This is a genomic window from Thermoactinomyces sp. DSM 45892, assembly GCF_900107305.1.
Lineage (GTDB): Bacteria > Bacillota > Bacilli > Thermoactinomycetales > Thermoactinomycetaceae > Baia.
The window spans coordinates 41,177-59,261 of record NZ_FNPL01000004.1; the positions used below are offsets into that span (position 1 = coordinate 41,177).

The 18,085-nt window shown below is 42.7% G+C and carries 17 protein-coding genes; 9 read left to right on the top strand and 8 right to left on the bottom strand.

Translation table 11 applies throughout. From position 1 onward, the window contains the following. Nucleotides 1-17 precede the first annotated feature (17 nt). The 6 genes from gyrB to dnaA all read right to left on the bottom strand — a co-directional run bounded on the left by gyrB (nucleotide 18) and on the right by dnaA (nucleotide 6,387). Nucleotides 18-1,931: a DNA topoisomerase (ATP-hydrolyzing) subunit B gene (gyrB, locus tag BLU58_RS04180; RefSeq protein WP_093290976.1), complete on the bottom strand. Its 1,914-nt coding sequence runs from the start codon at nucleotides 1,929-1,931 to the stop codon at nucleotides 18-20. A 32-nt stretch (nucleotides 1,932-1,963) separates the two neighbouring features. Next, nucleotides 1,964-2,212: an extracellular matrix regulator RemB gene (gene remB, locus BLU58_RS04185; RefSeq protein WP_093290977.1), complete on the bottom strand. Its 249-nt coding sequence runs from the start codon at nucleotides 2,210-2,212 to the stop codon at nucleotides 1,964-1,966. A gap of 4 nt (nucleotides 2,213-2,216) precedes the next feature. Further along, on the bottom strand, nucleotides 2,217-3,335 hold the full coding sequence (gene recF, locus BLU58_RS04190; protein ID WP_093290978.1) for a DNA replication/repair protein RecF: 1,119 nt from the start codon (nucleotides 3,333-3,335) through the stop codon (nucleotides 2,217-2,219). Nucleotides 3,336-3,348: 13 nt separating this feature from the next. After that, the gene (gene yaaA, locus BLU58_RS04195) at nucleotides 3,349-3,567 is read right to left on the bottom strand and encodes a S4 domain-containing protein YaaA (RefSeq protein WP_093290979.1); all 219 of its coding nucleotides are present in this window, start codon (nucleotides 3,565-3,567) and stop codon (nucleotides 3,349-3,351) included. A gap of 18 nt (nucleotides 3,568-3,585) precedes the next feature. Beyond that, complete coding sequence (dnaN, locus tag BLU58_RS04200) at nucleotides 3,586-4,719, bottom strand: DNA polymerase III subunit beta (RefSeq protein WP_093290980.1); 1,134 nt, start codon at nucleotides 4,717-4,719, stop codon at nucleotides 3,586-3,588. Nucleotides 4,720-4,944: 225 nt separating this feature from the next. Continuing rightward, nucleotides 4,945-6,387 carry a chromosomal replication initiator protein DnaA gene (gene dnaA, locus BLU58_RS04205; protein WP_143123698.1) on the bottom strand — a complete coding sequence of 481 codons (1,443 nt, stop codon included), beginning with the start codon at nucleotides 6,385-6,387 and terminating at the stop codon, nucleotides 4,945-4,947. A gap of 549 nt (nucleotides 6,388-6,936) precedes the next feature. Between dnaA and rpmH the strand changes: the two genes are divergently transcribed. The 7 genes from rpmH to rsmG all read left to right on the top strand — a co-directional run bounded on the left by rpmH (nucleotide 6,937) and on the right by rsmG (nucleotide 12,756). Then, nucleotides 6,937-7,071, top strand: coding sequence for a 50S ribosomal protein L34 (gene rpmH, locus BLU58_RS04210; RefSeq protein WP_093290982.1), 135 nt, complete (start codon nucleotides 6,937-6,939; stop codon nucleotides 7,069-7,071). A 95-nt stretch (nucleotides 7,072-7,166) separates the two neighbouring features. Further along, nucleotides 7,167-7,535, top strand: coding sequence for a ribonuclease P protein component (gene rnpA, locus BLU58_RS04215; RefSeq protein ID WP_093290983.1), 369 nt, complete (start codon nucleotides 7,167-7,169; stop codon nucleotides 7,533-7,535). Between the two features lie 15 nt (nucleotides 7,536-7,550). After that, entirely contained in the window at nucleotides 7,551-7,781 is a 231-nt protein-coding gene (gene yidD, locus BLU58_RS04220) for a membrane protein insertion efficiency factor YidD (protein WP_072332195.1), read from the top strand. Nucleotides 7,782-7,810: 29 nt separating this feature from the next. Continuing rightward, nucleotides 7,811-8,539, top strand: coding sequence for a membrane protein insertase YidC (yidC, locus tag BLU58_RS04225; RefSeq protein WP_255404585.1), 729 nt, complete (start codon nucleotides 7,811-7,813; stop codon nucleotides 8,537-8,539). A 163-nt stretch (nucleotides 8,540-8,702) separates the two neighbouring features. Beyond that, nucleotides 8,703-10,088 carry a tRNA uridine-5-carboxymethylaminomethyl(34) synthesis GTPase MnmE gene (mnmE, locus tag BLU58_RS04230; protein ID WP_093290984.1) on the top strand — a complete coding sequence of 462 codons (1,386 nt, stop codon included), beginning with the start codon at nucleotides 8,703-8,705 and terminating at the stop codon, nucleotides 10,086-10,088. Between the two features lie 18 nt (nucleotides 10,089-10,106). Beyond that, nucleotides 10,107-11,981 (top strand): tRNA uridine-5-carboxymethylaminomethyl(34) synthesis enzyme MnmG, encoded by a 1,875-nt coding sequence (gene mnmG, locus BLU58_RS04235; protein WP_093290985.1) that lies wholly within the window; start codon nucleotides 10,107-10,109, stop codon nucleotides 11,979-11,981. Nucleotides 11,982-12,030: 49 nt separating this feature from the next. After that, nucleotides 12,031-12,756 carry a 16S rRNA (guanine(527)-N(7))-methyltransferase RsmG gene (gene rsmG / locus BLU58_RS04240; protein ID WP_255404586.1) on the top strand — a complete coding sequence of 242 codons (726 nt, stop codon included), beginning with the start codon at nucleotides 12,031-12,033 and terminating at the stop codon, nucleotides 12,754-12,756. A 42-nt stretch (nucleotides 12,757-12,798) separates the two neighbouring features. On the opposite strand, the gene BLU58_RS04245 is transcribed toward rsmG, so the two are convergent. After that, nucleotides 12,799-14,445 (bottom strand): hypothetical protein, encoded by a 1,647-nt coding sequence (locus BLU58_RS04245; RefSeq protein ID WP_093290986.1) that lies wholly within the window; start codon nucleotides 14,443-14,445, stop codon nucleotides 12,799-12,801. Between the two features lie 274 nt (nucleotides 14,446-14,719). Here BLU58_RS04245 and BLU58_RS16785 point away from each other — a divergent pair, with 274 nt between their 5' ends. Continuing rightward, nucleotides 14,720-14,845 carry a hypothetical protein gene (locus BLU58_RS16785; RefSeq protein ID WP_255404587.1) on the top strand — a complete coding sequence of 42 codons (126 nt, stop codon included), beginning with the start codon at nucleotides 14,720-14,722 and terminating at the stop codon, nucleotides 14,843-14,845. 337 nt (nucleotides 14,846-15,182) lie between these two features. On the opposite strand, the gene BLU58_RS04255 is transcribed toward BLU58_RS16785, so the two are convergent. Beyond that, nucleotides 15,183-16,379, bottom strand: a complete 1,197-nt coding sequence (locus tag BLU58_RS04255; RefSeq protein ID WP_093290988.1) for a ParM/StbA family protein — start codon at nucleotides 16,377-16,379, stop codon at nucleotides 15,183-15,185. Nucleotides 16,380-16,647: 268 nt separating this feature from the next. Here BLU58_RS04255 and noc point away from each other — a divergent pair, with 268 nt between their 5' ends. Continuing rightward, on the top strand, nucleotides 16,648-17,478 hold the full coding sequence (gene noc / locus BLU58_RS04260; protein ID WP_093290989.1) for a nucleoid occlusion protein: 831 nt from the start codon (nucleotides 16,648-16,650) through the stop codon (nucleotides 17,476-17,478). Nucleotides 17,479-18,085 lie beyond the last annotated feature (607 nt).

The window sequence follows — 18,085 nt, forward strand, 5'->3', positions numbered from 1 at the left end:
TCCTCTATCAACCCACTCTAGATGTCTAAATTCGCTTGTTTGGCATACTCTTGGATGAAATCACGACGTGGTTCTACACGGTCTCCCATCAACATTTCAAATACTTCATCAGCATCCATCGCATCGTCTAGAGATACCTGAAGGAGGGTACGGCTCTCTGGGTCCATCGTCGTCTCCCAGAGCTGTCCAGCATTCATCTCACCCAAACCTTTGTAACGCTGAATATCGATCTTTCCTTTTCCTTCTAGGGTTTTAACCAACTCGTCTTTCATTCGATCATTATACGCGTACAATACCTTTTTCCCTTGCATAATCTTAAACAAAGGAGGCTGTGCAATGTATACATAACCATGTTCGATCAGCGGTCTCATGTAGCGATAGAAGAAGGTGAGAAGTAGGGTACGGATGTGAGCCCCGTCAACGTCCGCATCGGTCATAATCACAATCTTGTGGTACCGTGCTTTTTCAATGTTAAAATCGTCCGAGATTCCTGTACCAAAAGCAGTAATCATCGTACGAATTTCTTCGTTTGACAACGCTTTATCTAAACGTGCTTTTTCTACGTTAAGGATTTTTCCCCTAAGTGGCAGGATCGCTTGGAACATGCGGTCACGTCCTTGCTTCGCTGTTCCACCCGCGGAATCACCCTCTACTAAGTAAATCTCACTAATCTCCGCATCACGACTGGTACAATCTGCTAATTTCCCTGGTAAGGAACTAACTTCGAGCGCACTCTTTCTTCGGGTCAATTCACGAGCTTTACGAGCGGCTTCCCGGGCACGCGCGGCCATTAAGGCTTTCCCGATTACTTTTTTCGCAGTAGCTGGATTTTCATCTAGAAACTCAGCTAATTTCTCACCAAAAACTTGTTCTGTCGCCGTACGAGCTTCGCTATTTCCTAGCTTTGTCTTGGTCTGTCCTTCGAACTGTGGATCAGCCAGTTTTACGCTAATAATCGCGGTAAGCCCTTCCCTGACGTCATCACCGGATAGGTTGCTATCACTATCTTTGATCAGACTATTTCTACGCGCATAATCATTTACTACACGTGTTAGAGCGGATTTGAAACCGGATTCATGTGTTCCACCCTCATGCGTATGAATATTATTTGCATACGAATAAATGTTCGAGGTGTAGGAATCATTATACTGCATCGAAACTTGAACAGGGATTCCTTCCCGCTCACCTTCGACGTAGATCGGCGGATCATGCAATGCTTCTCGATTCCGATTCAAATATTCGACAAATGATTGAATTCCACCATCAAACTTAAATTCCTTCTTTTTTCCATCTCCGCGTTTATCCTCGATGGTAATGTTTACACCGCGATTTAAGAAAGCAAGTTCACGTAAGCGATTTTGTAGAGTATCAAAATCATATTCGGTCGTTTCGGTAAAAATCGTTGGATCCGGTGTAAACGTGATGTGCGTTCCTCTTTGATCCGTTGTACCGATTACTTTTAAATCCGCCTCTGGAACCCCGCGATGATATTTTTGATAGTGAATCTTCCCATCCTGATGCACATATACCTCTAGTTCAGTAGAGAGAGCATTCACAACCGATACCCCAACTCCATGGAGACCACCTGAGAATTTGTACCCCTCACTATCAAATTTACCGCCTGCATGTAGCACTGTCATAACGACTTCTACTGCTGTCTTCCCAAGCTTCGGTTGGATTCCCACTGGGATTCCCCGCCCATTATCCGTAACGGTAATACTATTATCTTCGTTTACAATGACTTGAATGGTGTCGCAGTAGCCCGCTAAAGCCTCGTCAATACTGTTATCGACCACTTCCCATACCAGATGATGCAAACCGCGGCTGGAAGTAGAACCGATATACATCCCTGGACGCTTTCGAACCGCCTCCAAACCTTCTAGTACCTGAATCTGAGAAGCATCGTAGTTATTGCTGTTTTGTGCTGTCAAATCTACTCACCTACTCTCTCATGAATCAACTTTCATTTGTTTTTATGAAAAACCCTGATCTGCTTTGCCCGTCTCATCAAGGTGACGGAGGAGATAGGGGATGAATACACACGATGAGATGTCACAACATACGACTTCACTTCATCATCTGGAATATCAACTAGTCGACCTGCTTGTTTGCTCGATTCTAAAAAGGAGAGGGAATCCATAGATTGATGATCCAAAATAGCAATTACATCCCTCGCCCTTACAATTTGATCTCCACCTAAGTGAATGTACATATTCTCACCTCAACTCCCGAATGTTTCCTTGCTGGATTTGATAAATCTGTGCTTTAGCCAGCGTCTCCCCATCAATTCCCTCTAGGTTCGTAGTCGTGACAAATGTTTGAACCCGCCCTCGAATCGCTTCAAGGAGATGCGTTTTCCTCGAATCATCTAACTCCGATAAAACATCATCCAATAATAAAATGGGGTATGTACCTGTTTCCTGTTGAATCAGCTCGATTTCGGCCAATTTCAAGGAGAGGGCAGCCGTTCTCTGTTGCCCCTGTGAACCAAATGTATGAAGATCCAGTCCATTGGCCACCAAGCGAAAATCATCGCGTTGCGGTCCGAGTAGCGTAGATCCCCTACGAATTTCTTTTTCGCGAACCTTCTGTAACTCGGCTTGAAAAACCGCGCGCCATTCTTCAATCGCTAGGTCTGCTGTAATGGGGATGGAGGGAAGATATTCAATCAGCAATTCCTCATTGGCACTCGTGATGGATTGATGAATCTCCTGAGACCACTTTGTTAATTGCTTGAGAAAATGAAATCTCTTTCTCCACAATTCTAGGGAAAGAGATATGAGCTGTTCATCGTATACATCTAAAAATTCAACTTGGAATTTTTTATTTGTACCGAGTCCTTTCAGCAAACTATTTCTCTGGGTAAGAAGTTTATGTAACTGAGACAAATGGTACAGATAGGTAGGGCTCACTTGTCCAATCTCCATATCCAAGAAACGCCGCCTAATTTGAGGGCTACCTTTGACGATTGCGAGGTCTTCTGGGGCAAACAAAATAGCTGGTAAGAAGCCGATATACTGACTTAACTTCGGTTGTTCTATCCCATTAATGCTAACTTTTTTTCCCAGATCGCGCAACCGTACCTCTAACCTGGATCCGGTTTCATTTCGTTTGACCCTCGCTTTTAGGATCGCATGTTGCTCACCAAACTGAATTAATTCCTTCGTAGAACGGGTTCGATGCGATTTTCCAAGCGCCAGAAGATAGAGGGATTCTAAGATATTGGTCTTGCCTTGCGCATTAGGCCCCACAAAGATGTGGAGATCTTGTGGGCAATCGAGTGAAAGCTGAGAAATATTGCGGTAGCGCTGAATCTCTAGTGACTGAACACGCACCTTGGGCAACCCCCTATTTCTCAGACAATATGAGAAAGCGACCGAAGCTTCGGATATCCACAACATCCTGTGGATAAATCTTTCGACCCCGTCTATTCTCTAGCTCTTGATTGACATATATTTCATTGTCGGCTAAAAACATCTTTGCGAAACCACCGCTATCAATCGCATCTACTTTTTTTAATAGTTGCCCTAGCTGAATATAGGGCCCGTCAATATATACGTGCTTCATGACTCAACATCCTTCTTTTTAACGCGTACGGATTGGTACGATGAGGTGTAATGTATCTTCACGGTCTGCAGGCTGAATGATAAATGGAGTCATTGTCCCCGTAAATTGAATGCGAATCTCATCGCTGTCAATCGACCGTAGCGCTTCAATCATGTAACGTGCATTAAACGAGATTCCTAGCGCAGTTCCTTTTACACGAGCCTTCACTTCTTCTGTAACACTTCCGATATCTTGCGACACAGAGGTAACCTCCACCGTGTCATCGCTCATCGTCCATTTTATCACATTATCCCGTCCATCTCGGCTAATAAGAGAAGCACGCTCAACAGATTGTAACAACTCTCTGGTTGAAGTGATTAACTCTGTATCACCGCATTGCGGAATCACTCGATTCGTATCTGGATAGGTGCCATCTAAGAGACGAGAATAAAATTCAATATGCTCATTTTTTACCAACAGTTGATGATCCGCCACAACGATTTCAACCGAATCCTCATCATCGGCAAAGGTTTTAGCTAGCTCGCTCATACTTTTACCAGGGAGGATTACGTTATCCAACGATAATTGCCCTGTGTTCGGAGTCGGAATCAGACGTCTAGAAAGACGATGACTATCTGTGGCAACACAGGTGAGAATCCCATTTTCGAGTTGCCATAATACACCTGTCAACACGCCTCGTGCTTCATTCGTTGCGACAGAAAAGCCAGTTTGCCGAATTAATGAACGAAGCTCATCGGCGGGAATCGAGAAAACTTGATCAGCCGATAGACGTGGAAGGCGAGGGTATTCGTCTGGATTAAATCCATGTAATTGGAACTCCGTTGAACCTGATTGAATCGTAATTTGATAACGCTCATTTACTTCCCATTCTACATACTCACCAGGTAACTTCCTTACCATTTCTCCGAAGATTTTACCGGGAATGACGACACTCCCTGTTTTCTCCACAAATACTTGCTCTTGATCCTCTTTTACATGAGGAATCCTTACTTGAATCGTAATATCAGAATTACTACCGGTCAGAAGCAACCCTTCTTGATCAGCAATGGCTTTCATCCCTGTTAGAACGGGAATCGTCGTCTTTTGAGATACAGCTTTACTAACTTGTGCTACTGCTTCTACGAGAACCGATTTGGCAATACGGATTTTCATGAGTTCCTCACCTCTGTCAATCAATTGGGGATAAATAAAAAATATAGCATGAATGCATCTTGTGAGCCATATACATATATATTATTTAATAAAAAATCAGTAGTAATAGTAGTAGGGGCTGTGGATACTGTGGATAAGTCGGCTTGAACCAGACAGAAAGCCTAAATACGCTGTGGATAAAGTGTGCATAAGTCTGGCAAAATTATCCACAGTATCCACAGCAACCTAGGAGCCTCGCAGAATTCGTTTCTTTAATTCATCCACAGCTTGTTGGAGATGTGGATCACTGGAAAGAGCTCGATTGATTTTTTCATGGGCATGGATGACGGTTGTGTGGTCTCTACCCCCAAAGTCTTCACCGATTTTAGGTAGAGAGTAATCAGTCATCTCACGTGCGATAAACATGGCAATCTGACGTGGGAGAGTGATCGTTTTCGTGCGTTTTTTACTTTTTAGATCCTCAACGCGTAAACGATAGTAAGTGCTAACCGCCTGCTGAATATCAGCGATTGTAATGACTTTCGGTCTAGCATTGGGCATTATATCCTTTAATGCTTCAGCTGCCAAGTCAGTACTGATCGATTGATTCATCAAGGCAGAATAGGCGACGACGCGGATGAGAGCTCCTTCTAATTCTCGAATATTCGTATCGACTCGATCAGCGATGGTAGCCAGTACATCACTCGGCACATCAAGCTGGTCGGCAATTGCCTTTTTTCGAAGAATGGCAATACGGGTTTCTAGATCAGGGGGTTGCACATCTGTAATTAATCCCCACTCAAAACGAGAACGAAGGCGATCTTCTAATGTTGGGATTTCTTTCGGAGGACGATCACTGGAGATGATAATCTGTTTGTTCTCTTCATGCAGAGCATTGAATGTATGGAAGAATTCTTCTTGGGTTTGCTCTTTGCCTGCTAAAAATTGAATATCATCTATTAACAAGATATCCACAGTTCGATATTTGTTACGGAAACCAATGGCTCTATTGTCTCGGATCGCATTGATAAATTCATTTGTAAACTTTTCAGATGATAGGTATACCACACGACTATTTGGATTATGAGCTAGTACGTGATGGCCAATCGCATGCATTAAATGCGTTTTTCCGAGGCCGACCCCACCATATATAAAGAGCGGATTATAAGCTTTAGCGGGTGCTTCGGCAACAGCTAAAGAAGCAGCATGTGCAAAACGGTTCCCGGACCCGATTACAAATGTATCAAATGTATATTTGGGATTTAACTGTGATTGAACAAACCCTTCTATTTCTTCATCGGGCTCTTCACTTGGTTCTTCATTTGAAGAGGAAGTGGACGAATAAGGAGCTTCTGACTCTTTCTTACCCTCTTCTGGTTTCGGATGAGGTGTTTTTGTTATGTGCTGAACTGGTAATTCCCCTTGCACTTGAATCGGTTCCGTTCCGAGACTGATCACTTCAATCTCCAGATTGGTACCAGAAACTTTTTTAACCGCATCTTTTATCATTCCGTAATAGCGATTTGAGAGCATGTCCTGTGCAAATGTAGAGGGAACGCCAATAATTAGTTTGTTACTTTGAAGTTCGATTGCTTCGGTCTGTTTCAACCAAGCTTCAAAGCTAGGTTTACTTATCTTGGATTGAATCAGATCAAGGCTTTTTTTCCATAAGTCATTAACATGTTCCACAATGATCAGAACCCTCCTTCCAAAAAAATAATTTTTTCCATGTTATCCACAGTATAAATTTAGATGATATCTAGGTTAAACCAACTTATCCACACTATCCCCAAGATTGGTATCCATATATTTATCCACAGAGTATAGTGAGACAGATAGAAAGTTATCCACAATTGTGGATAACTAGTAGTGGGAAAAAAGTTATCCACGGGGAAAACAACAATAGAATATCAGAATATACCAGTATTTACAATGTACATATCAGTTTATCCACATTGTCCACAGCCTGTGGATAACTTTTTATCCACAATCACTCAACCTGTGGATATCTTCTGGATAATGAGTGAATAAGTAGTGGATACATGTGGATAAGTCTGGTTTGATTCCCACAAGTTATCCACAATTCTTCTATTCTTGACAATGCAATAGGGATAAAGCTATAATGTGGAAGATTGTCTACGGAAATTTTTCATCTTATCGTATGAAGGGAGGCACCCTGGTCGGCATATGTCCGGTTTGTCGATTTGTCATGGATCGACTATTGCCAGGTAAAACAATATGAAACGTACCTACCAACCATCTAAACGTAAACGTAAAAACGTTCATGGTTTCCGTGCTCGTATGAGTACAAAAAACGGTCGCAAAGTGTTAGCGGCTCGTAGAAGAAAGGGCAGAAAAGTACTTTCTGCATAATGAGAGGCCACTAAGTAGAGTGGCCTTTTTCTCTATATGAGGATCGTTTATAGAAGGATGAATCTGCCGATAATGTGAGATGAGGAGGGAGCTAGATGCAGAAAGAATACAGACTGAGGCGTCGGAATGATTTTCGTCGTGTATTTCGTTTAGGAACATCTGCTGCCAATCGTCAGTTTGTTGTGTATCTCTCTCCACGTCAAGCTGGGGCAGGGATCCCCCCAGGGCCTCGAATCGGTATATCTGTGAGTAAGAAGGTGGGAAATGCAGTCGTTCGCAATCGTGTGAAACGATTAGTAAAAGAAGTTACAAGGCACTGGGTTCCTGATTTAAAAAAAGGAACTGATGTTGTGATCATCGCCCGTAATCCTGCCGCTACGATGGATTTCTATCAAGTGGAATCGAGTTTACGTCATGTGTTTAAAAGGGCCAAGCTCTTTCAGAAAAAATACACAAGGCAGTAGAAGGGAAGAGATAGGTTGAAGGACTTTGCCATTATTCTGATCCGATTTTATCGCAAATGTATCTCCCCTTTGAAACCTCAGCCCACTTGCCGATTTTATCCAACCTGCTCACAATACGGTTTAACTGCCTATCAACGATTCGGTTTTGTAAAAGGAACATGGCTTACGATGATGCGAATTTTTAAGTGTCATCCGTTTCATCCAGGTGGAATGGATCCTGTTCCCGAAAAAAAGATACGTGTATAGCTTGGGATGATCTGAGAGGAGGAGAGGACGTGCGTTTGAACCGCAAATGGATGTTGTTAACGGTACTAATTCTTAGTTTTGCGCTACTTACAGGATGTTCAACAACAGGGAAGATTGACCCAGAATCAGGCTTGTGGGATCGCTACTTGGTATATCCGCTTTCCCAATTACTTGATTATTTTTATGACTTGTTTGGTACATATGGGGTCTCTATTTTGATCGTTACGTTTTTGGTACGTTTATTAATCTTGCCACTGTCTATTAAACAACAAAGAAGCATGCAAGAGATGCAAGTGATTCAGCCTAAGATCCAGAAGTTACGTACGAAATATAAAAAAGATCAACAGAAGCAACAGCAAGAGATGATGAAGCTTTATAAAGAGCATAATGTAAATCCGATGTCAGGCTGTCTGCCTATGGTGGTACAGATTCCGATCTTTATTGCCTTTTATCAAGCGATTCAATTTGATCCACAGATAGCAAAATCAACCTTCTTGTACCTTCAATTAGGAAAACCAGATCCTTACTTGATTTTCCCGCTTCTAGCGGCCTTTACGACTTATATTCAGATGATTGCACAAGGAAGTGCAAATACATCACAAACACGAATCCTTATTTGGATTATGCCAATTATGATTTTTATCATTGGTTACAACTTGCCTTCTGCTCTTGCATTGTACTGGGTATACGGCAATATCTTTACTATTTTGCAGTACATGATTTTCAGCCGCAAAAAAGTAGGAAAAGCAGCGGCATAAAAGATGACAACTGTGAAAAATGCCTCTTGTGTGAGGGAATTCAGACTGTAAACAAATGTAGCTTTTGTCGACAAACTGAATCCTCGCTAGGAGGCGTTTTTTGTTAAACTGCATCTTTGAAGGGAATTGTAAAATTGTGTTATGATGATCGAGGTGAAACAAGATGCTATTTGAAAATGATACAATTGCTGCGATTGCAACTGCACTGGGTGAAGGCGGTATCGCTGTCATCCGTGTGAGTGGTCCGCAAGCAATTGAAAAAGTAGATAAACTATATACAGGTAAGGAATCCTTAGAACAAACGCCGACACATACGGTGCGTTATGGATATATCGTTCAACCGGAAACAGAAGAGCGGATTGATGAGGTACTCGTTACAGTGATGCGTGCACCTAAAACCTTTACACGAGAAGATGTAGTAGAGATTAGCTGTCACGGTGGACTGATTCCCGTTCAGGCGACACTCAAGGCTCTACTATCGGTCGGGATTCGTTTGGCGGAACCAGGAGAATTTACCAAGCGTGCCTTCTTAAATGGTCGGATTGATTTGTCCCAAGCGGAAGCTGTGATGGACCTGATTCGTGCGAAAACCGATCGCGCAGCTAAAGTAGCGAACCAACAAGCAGAAGGACGCTTATCGAAGTTAATCCAACAATTGCGAGAAGAGATCGTAGAAACGTTAGCTCATTTAGCGGTAAATGTAGACTATCCTGAATATGACGCTGAAGTTATGACGAGTCAGTTTTTACAAGAACGATGTGGATATATTATGGGTCATATTGACGAATTACTCCAAACAGCACGTCAAGGGAAGATCTTACGAGAGGGGATCGCTACGGCTATCATCGGGCGCCCTAACGTGGGGAAGTCCTCTTTGATGAATGTATTGACTCAGGAGAACAAAGCGATTGTGACGGATATCCCGGGAACGACTCGGGATGTGCTTGAGGAATATGTAAATGTTCGCGGGATTCCGCTTAAATTATTAGATACAGCAGGCATCCGGGAGACAGAAGATCTGGTAGAGCAGATCGGAGTCGAGCGTTCCCGACAAGCTTTAGAACGGGCTGATTTAGTATTATTAGTGCTAAATCAAGCAGAGGAATTACAAGAAGAAGATCGCAGACTCTTAGAGCAGATTCAGCATGTGACGGCGATTGTGATTATGAACAAAATGGATTTGCCTGGTAAATGTTCGATCGAAGAGGTACGTTCAGCTATCTCAGAACATACCCCCGTGATTACCACCTCTTTGAAGGAGGAGCAGGGGATTCACCAGTTGGAAGAAGCAATTTCCTCTTTATTTTTTACAGGGAAAGTAGCAATGGCAGATAGTACGTATGTGAGCAATGCACGCCATATCCATCTATTGGAGGAAGCAAAAAATAGCATTCAAGATGTGTTAAATGGGATTGAGCTCGGGATGCCGTTAGACTTAGTGGAGATCGACCTAAAAAATGCATGGCAGTTTCTAGGGGAAGTAATTGGAGATGCGGTGGCGGAAGACCTGATTGACCAGATTTTTTCCCAGTTCTGCCTAGGTAAATGATGAGGTGAAGAAATCAAGATGAATAATCAATATGACGTGATCGTCATCGGTGCAGGCCATGCCGGATGTGAAGCGGCGCTTGCCTCAGCTCGTATGGGATGTACGACGTTACTCCTTACATTAAGTTTAGATACCATCGCCTATATGCCATGTAATCCATCCGTAGGGGGACCTGCGAAGGGTCATGTGGTACGGGAATTGGATGCACTTGGCGGGGAGATGGGAAAAAATATAGATAAAACCCATATCCAAATGAGAATGTTAAATACGGGAAAAGGGCCTGCTGTCTATGCGCTACGTGCTCAAGCTGATAAATTATTATACCAACGTGAGATGAAGCGAGTTTTGGAACAAGAACCAAACTTGGAGATTCATCAAAATATGGTGGAGCGATTCATCATAGAGGATGGAGAGTGCCGGGGCGTTATGACTCGGACAGGTACTTCATATCGTGCGAAATCCGTGGTTCTTACAACGGGGACCTATTTACGCGGGAAAATTATTATTGGAGACTTGGCTTATGAGAGTGGTCCAAATAATCAGCAGCCATCGATTAACTTAGCGCTTCATCTGCAGGAGTTAGGGTTTGAGATGGTGCGTTTTAAAACAGGGACTCCTCCGCGTGTTAGTGCGAAGAGCATCGATACCAGCGTGATGGAGATTCAGCCGGGGGATGAGGTTCCACGTGCTTTTTCCTATGAAACAACAGAATATATTACAGATCAACTTCCATGTTGGTTAACGTATACGAACGAGAAAACACACGAATATATTCAAGAAAATCTACATCGTGCCCCGATGTATTCCGGTACGATTGAAGGTAGGGGTCCTCGCTATTGTCCATCCATAGAGGATAAAATTGTTCGTTTCTCTGATAAAAATCGCCATCAAATCTTTATTGAACCGGAAGGGCGCGCGACAGAGGAGATTTACGTTCAGGGATTATCAACAAGCTTGCCAGAGGATGTACAACTTGAGATGTTGCGTACCATTAAGGGAATGGAAAAAGCCGAGATGATGCGGACAGGTTATGCGATCGAATACGATGCGATTGTTCCTACTCAATTATGGCCTAGCTTAGAAACGAAAGAAGTGCCTGGACTCTTTACAGCCGGACAGATCAACGGGACTTCTGGGTATGAAGAAGCTGCAGCTCAAGGTGTTATGGCGGGTATTAATGCTGCGAGAAAAGTACAAGGTAAGGATTCGGTTGTGCTAGATCGATCGGAGGCTTATATTGGTGTTTTGATTGATGATCTGGTGACGAAGGGGACAAATGAACCGTATCGTCTGCTTACTTCGCGGGCCGAATATCGTCTTTTGTTACGCCATGATAATGCAGATCTTCGACTAACAGAGATTGGATATGACATTGGATTAATTAAGGAAGATCGCTATCGCCTTTTTACTGCCAAGAAAGAAGCGATCGCCCGTGAAATAGCCCGTTTGCGTGCGACGAAAGTACGTCCAACACCAGAAGTACAGCAAATCTTACGCGATATGGGGACAAATGAGATCAATAATGCGGTTGAATTAGCAAATTTGATTAAGCGTCCGGAACTTGGTTATGAGCAGATTGCGAGGATGGCACCGCCGGAGGAATCCGTGTCGCCAGATGTAGCAGAACAGGTAGAAATTCAACTCAAATATGAAGGTTATATCTCAAAATCACTACAACAAGTTGAAAAGATGAAGAAGATGGAAGAAAAGCGGATTCCTCATTGGATCGATTATTCTAAGATTGCAGGTATTTCCTCGGAAGCACGAGAGAAATTAGAGCAGATTCGTCCGATTTCACTGGGGCAAGCAACACGTATTTCAGGCGTGAATCCAGCTGATATCTCGATCTTAATGGTGCATATGGAACAAGGGACAAAAGCCGTTGAAGCATAACGAGATGGGTCTGGTGAAAGCCGGATCCATTTTTGAAGGAGGGTGTTCTTTGGAACAGGGATTGTGGTTACAAGAAGCAGTGAAATCATGGGGAATCGACCTTGATGAGACACAGCTAAAGCAGTTTGATCAGTATTTTCACCTATTAGTCGAAACCAATAAAGTGATGAATCTAACGGGAATCACAGAGGAGAGGGAAGTGTATGTGAAGCACTTCTACGACTCCCTTACCTTGATGTTGCAACTAGGGGAAAAAGGGAAGTCAGCCTTCCATATGATCGATGTAGGGACAGGAGCAGGCTTTCCAGGAATCCCGCTTAAAATTGCCAATCCAGACTGGAAAGTGGTGCTGTTAGACTCTTCACGCAAGCGGATTCAGTTTCTCGAGCAAGTAGTGGCAGAGCTTGGTTTACAACATGTGACTTGTATACACGGGAGAGCAGAGGATTTTGCGCATCAAACAGAATATCGACAGATATTTGATCTAGCGACCGCCCGTGCCGTAGCGAAGCTAAATGTCATTGCTGAATATTGTCTCCCCTTTGTAAAGGTAGGTGGAAGCTTTATCGCGATGAAGGGTTCCGTAGTAGAGGAAGAAGTAATAGAAGCAAGGCGTGCCCTCCATGTCTTAGGAAAGAACCAAGTAGAGGTACGAAAACTTACACTACCCGACGAGATGGGAAGCCGGCACTTGGTACATTTGACCAAACGGGATCATACCCCGAAAGTATATCCACGAAAAGCCGGAACGCCAGTAAAACAGCCTATTATATAAGCAAAAAAGCGAATTCCTACCAACGATAGGATTCGCTTTTTTTTATCCAAGATTATCAATTAAGTTGTGCAACCCACGCAAAGCAAGTTTTCGCTTTTCGATTTGATCAAGTTCTTGTCGTTTGCGGTTGTTCTGGGAGATAGGCGTGAGGAATTCCTCCCATGAGTTATATCCATAGGCGTCTTCAAACTCAATTTCATCGGCTTTTAATCCATTGTTTTGCTGAGAAGCAAGCGGGTTTGAGTCGTTCTCCTTCTCATGGAGGAGCTTGTTATCAACATGATAACTACTCTTGCCTGTGCTAAGATCGCCTTCAGGTGAGAAGGAGAATAGATCAAAAGGGGAGTGATCTCCTTTTGGTTCTAGACTCTTTTTTTTTCGTTCTTTTTCTGTATCTTTTCCCGTATTTAGATCAATGTTCTGGAAGAGTCTACTTTTCTTTTGTGTGCGAGACCGCCTTCTAGGAGCAAATGAGGCATCGGGTGTTACGATTTCATCTTCTAGATGGGGAGTCTTCTGGGTATCTTTTGGTTTTTCCAATAAGGTGAGAGAAACCAAGTTAGATGATGGCTTCATAGGTTTTAGCGTTTCTACCTTCACCGGCTCGATGGATTCTTTTGGATCGACTCCTGGTTCCGGTTCATTGGAAAAGAACTCAAATGAGTCAGGAGAGGGCTTGCGTTGCCTGGACTGAGAAAACTTCTTCCTTAAGCGAATATCACGTTCTTTATAGGTGTGATGTGGCTCTTTAGATGATGACGCCTTCTGAAAAGAAAACACAAATTCAGTGTCCTGATTCTGGTTTTCAACAGATTCTAATGCTACTTTTTCTGATGCTGTTTCTGGTATATCTGATATCGTTTCAATCGGTGTGTCAGCTTCTTCAAGAGAAGGGGGGGATTCCCTTAAATCGATGTCAGAATGAGCTAGATTCTTTTTATCAGACTGTTGGATTCTATCAAATAAGTGACTGGTAAGAGAGCTTTGTAGATCCGTTTTAGTGTGTTCTCTAGTGAGACGATCTTTGAGCGAATTTTCCCGGTTCCAGAGGAGACTAGGTAAAATAGATTCAGGTTGATTCTTAGGAGCTGAGATCGAATCATCTTGGTCATCGTCCTTAACTGATCCGGTATCCTTCTGTGATGGAGGAGCAGGCTGTTCCTCTGGTTGCGAGGGTGCGTGATCCCATTTTTGAGCTACAATTTGGGATTCCGGAAGGTTCTCTATAGGATGTACATCTAGAGTGGGATCAAATTCTTCTATAGGATCAAAATAATCATCTTCTACCTTTAATTCTAAATCATCATTTACTTCTACATAACTAGATGAGACAGTAGGCGATGTTGCTACTAAATCGGACCCATACCGTTCATCTGGTAAGAAAATATCTTCTATCGCCCCGTCATGAGATGTTTGATTCTCCACGGCAACCAATTCGGTTTGAAATACGAATGTGGTTGTTTTGTGGAGTGGGGTATGTACTTCTTGTTTATGAGCAACGATTTTGTGGTCTTTACTCAGCGATGCATGGGTGGAAAGCGTTTCTTGACAGATTAAAGATGTTGTAACGTGGAGGTCTAAATCGATCAAGAGAACCTTCTGACCCTGTTGTTCACTGGCTAAGATGGCCTGTTCAGCTTTTTCTCTCGATCCTAGAATAATCACGTCAAATTCTTCTAAGTGAGACATATCTTTCCCTCCTTCTTTTAGATGTTTGCAGTCGGGTTATAATTATATATTTTATTATCTCTCTTTTTGCAAGTCATTTCTAGATAAAACTATTATGTTTGCTTGTTTTTTTAGTTGGATAGATGAACAAATTGGCTATGAAGTGTCATGAAGTATGAAATTTGTCCATCGTTCAAATAGGAAAGAACAAGATATCACAATCTGGATTCTACTACTCATGGGCCCCCGGGGCTGTGTATTTGCTACTTAATGTGCCCCGGGGCAGGAGATCTCGATGGGAAGTAGGGGAGTCCGCTTCGTTCTTCTTCGCTTCGGACAAGTGACAAAACTCGCAAAAAGCGCTCAAACATTGCCACAGACCATCCTAGCTACGAACAACTACGCTAAGAAGGATCACTAACCTCGCAGTGAGCAGATCCTCAGCCCTTAGTCAGCAGAGTCTACTAGTTATGTTTAAGCTTGTAATGAATAAATTTACTTAAGAAGTCCAAGCATGTATTTGTTCTTGAACTCCGAAGTAAGGGGCGCTTTTGGTGCAACTTGTCTGAGCGTTCTTTGCGAGTTTTGCACCTGCCCCTACGTAGGATGGAGGAGCGGACATCTCTACATCTCTGAGGATCGGTATTTGAGCCGTGATCGAACAGACTCTCCTGTCCTCGTTGCCCTTAAAACAACTCCAATTGCTTATATACAAACGCCCCCCCTTGATATCTTTGGGGGGGCGTTTGTATAAGAGGCTATTTCTTTGTTGGTACAGCGACGACTTTCTTCTTGGAACCTTTTTCGCTTAGATGATCTGGAACGGTAAACTCTTGTTGAATGGTTGCAGCAGCTTCTAGTAAATCCTTCACTGGCTGAGCTTTTGACTTTGATTGGGAGAATTTGCAGAGACCAAATCCGTTGGCGAATTGGGCATCAATGCCGTAATCCTCAGCGAAAATCAACTTATCGCCAAAGCGCTCACGGTAGAACGGTTTAAACGGAATGGACGCGCCTCCGGTTAGGATGATGTATGTGATGTCATCTCCAAAGTCTAGACGTTGCCAAACTTCTTCTACTAACGATTCTCCAACTTCACGAATGGACTCGCTTACGATGTCGCTAATATCATGCGTTTTTCCTTTAAAGCTGATCTCACCAGAGCGAACAATGCGAGGTAAGCTCCAAATCGGATACTCTTTGCCATTGTTCTCTGGATCGATACCGCGGGTAAATTCTAGTAAACGTTTGGAGAGGAGAGTATATACGTTTAGCATCGCATGGCGGGAGGTAAAGCTTTGTCGTTTAATAATGGTTTCCCCATGTAAGGTCTCGATGTCAGAAGTACCGAAGCCGAGGTCGTTAATACTTACTTTTTGGATAAAGAGATCCTCATTTAGCAACTTCCCATCACGATCAAGTGCGATGTGGAAGAGAGTAGCCATCGGTTGACTGATTACATAGAGATTTTCTTTCTTGATCTCAAACTCAATTCTACGCCAAGGTAGATTTCCTTGTTTTACTTCGAAGCTATGTCGTCCGATCAGGCGGCGTTTTAACTCTTCTTTATAATCAATATAGCTATCTGTTGGTAAGGCTACGGATACAATAGGCTCGTTACTACCCTGAAGCATGAGGCCTGTACTAACACGGAACATAATTTGATACTCTTGTTCACGAAACCAAGTTGGACTAAACAGACGGCGCTTATGGGAATCAAATAATTCATCATCCCCAGATTGTTCAACTGCCAACTTCCCACAGAACCACTCGCGATCCCCTTCACGCTCCCGGTACATAATGTTATGAGGATCATTGTTGTAGGTAATTTCCCCTACTCGGTTCGGTACTACCATGTTACGAATAAACATTTTATAGAATTTTCCGTTAGATTTAGATACTACTTTCGTTCCATAGTATCCTTGGTCATTACCTATATAAACTGGCGAATTCATATGTATTCCTCCTAATAATGGATGAAATTATTCCCTCCAACGATTCTATCAAGTGCGGAATGAAAGGGTCAATCAAAATTCTCTGTTTTTCACATTTTCTAGATAGAAACCGTCTTATTAGAATAGTCAAATGATACAATCATATGTTTCACGTGAAACATATGATTGTCAATTTTTTCTTTTTTAGCAGGTAGTTGCTAACATGTAGCGAAATGTATACAAATCCCTCCCAATTTATTACGTATAGGAAGGCGTAGGTGGTGAGTGTATGAAGGAGCCCTTTACTCGTTTTTTTGGTTTATCAGAGAAGATAACGGAGCAAATGAAGGATATATCAGTAGCAGAGATTTCGGTCAGTCCTTATCAACCGCGTACGATATTTGAGGATGAACGGTTGGATGAACTATGCCAGACGATCCAACAACATGGGGTTATTCAACCTATTGTGGTCAGAAGAAAGCAAAAAGGGTATGAAATCATTGCGGGAGAGAGAAGATGGAGGGCGGTTCTTCGTCTAGGACTTCCTACCATTCCAGCTATTATTAAGGACATGTCAGATCATCAAGCCGCGTCTGCTTCACTCATTGAAAATTTACAGCGTGAAAATTTAACAGTGATTGAAGAGGCGAGAGCTTATCAGAACTTGATCGAGATCCAATCTCTTACACAAGAGGAGTTAGCCCAGAAATTAGGAAAAGGGCAGTCAACGATTGCCAATAAAATCCGGCTACTTCAGTTACCAATAGAGGTTCAAAATGAGCTTTTAAAAAGAACCATCACGGAAAGACACGCCAGAGCCCTATTGACGTTAAAAAAAGAAGATCTTATTTTATCTATGCTGGAAGAGATTATTCAAAAAGAATTAAATGTAAAGCAGTCAGAGGAAAAGATCAAGAAGCTGATGGAAATAAACGAAATTGAACAAAAACAGTTACGACGTAAGAGTTATACTCGAGATCTCAGACTGGCTGTAAATACGATTCGACAATCGATTGATTTAGTAAAGCAAACCGGGATGGAAATATCTACAGAAGAGAAGGAACACGATGATTTTTACGAGGTTGTGATACGGATTCCTAAGCAGCCTGTTCATGCTTAGTGTGGATTCGACAAGATCATGCATGCTTTACTTATAACGCTTATTTTCGATATGATGAGTGGGAAGTTTCTTAAAATGGGGTGATTGTATGGGTAAGATCATTGCTATCGCCAATCAAAAAGGTGGAGTGGGTGTGCGTCCGTACAGGTTTCATAGAGATGCCAGAACGGTGTAGGATTAGAGAGAAGTCCTACTGGTGATTGGGCTTACCTGTAAGGGAAACTGGACGGGGAACATCGCATGCCCAAAAAGTGAGTTGTTAGAACTTGCGACACCATGGAGTGATATGGTTAAAGCTAAACTGCTTGAACTCTAGCTTTGAGGCCCTGCCACTGGGGATATGCATGTTTCGAAAAAATGAACTGCATATGAGATGGTTACAGAGACCGTTACCCATAGTCGCTGTACTCTCTACGATCTCCCAATCAATCAATGGATTGAGAAAGAAGCGAACGGAGAACCTACGTTACTCAGATAGCTCTATAAAACTGAAACGGAGAGGCCTAAAGGAAGATGATATTTTTCCCATGGCGTCGGAGCCTTCATAGTAGTCTGAGATCGAGAAAGACGATTACACGGCGAAGGAAGGCAGGTTATCAGATAACAG

What these genes read in the sequence shown, in the direction of transcription:
- BLU58_RS04245 (WP_093290986.1), bottom strand. Translation starts at nt 14,445, where the DNA reads ATGTCTCACTTAGAAGAATTTGACGTGATTATTCTAGGATCGAGAGAA.
- dnaN (WP_093290980.1), bottom strand. Translation starts at nt 4,719, where the DNA reads ATGAAAATCCGTATTGCCAAATCGGTTCTCGTAGAAGCAGTAGCACAA.
- mnmE (WP_093290984.1), top strand. Translation starts at nt 8,703, where the DNA reads ATGCTATTTGAAAATGATACAATTGCTGCGATTGCAACTGCACTGGGT.
- yaaA (WP_093290979.1), bottom strand. Translation starts at nt 3,567, where the DNA reads ATGAAGCACGTATATATTGACGGGCCCTATATTCAGCTAGGGCAACTA.
- rpmH (WP_093290982.1), top strand. Translation starts at nt 6,937, where the DNA reads ATGAAACGTACCTACCAACCATCTAAACGTAAACGTAAAAACGTTCAT.
- BLU58_RS16785 (WP_255404587.1), top strand. Translation starts at nt 14,720, where the DNA reads ATGGGAAGTAGGGGAGTCCGCTTCGTTCTTCTTCGCTTCGGACAAGTG.
- rnpA (WP_093290983.1), top strand. Translation starts at nt 7,167, where the DNA reads ATGCAGAAAGAATACAGACTGAGGCGTCGGAATGATTTTCGTCGTGTA.
- remB (WP_093290977.1), bottom strand. Translation starts at nt 2,212, where the DNA reads ATGTACATTCACTTAGGTGGAGATCAAATTGTAAGGGCGAGGGATGTA.
- noc (WP_093290989.1), top strand. Translation starts at nt 16,648, where the DNA reads ATGAAGGAGCCCTTTACTCGTTTTTTTGGTTTATCAGAGAAGATAACG.
- mnmG (WP_093290985.1), top strand. Translation starts at nt 10,107, where the DNA reads ATGAATAATCAATATGACGTGATCGTCATCGGTGCAGGCCATGCCGGA.
- BLU58_RS04255 (WP_093290988.1), bottom strand. Translation starts at nt 16,379, where the DNA reads ATGAATTCGCCAGTTTATATAGGTAATGACCAAGGATACTATGGAACG.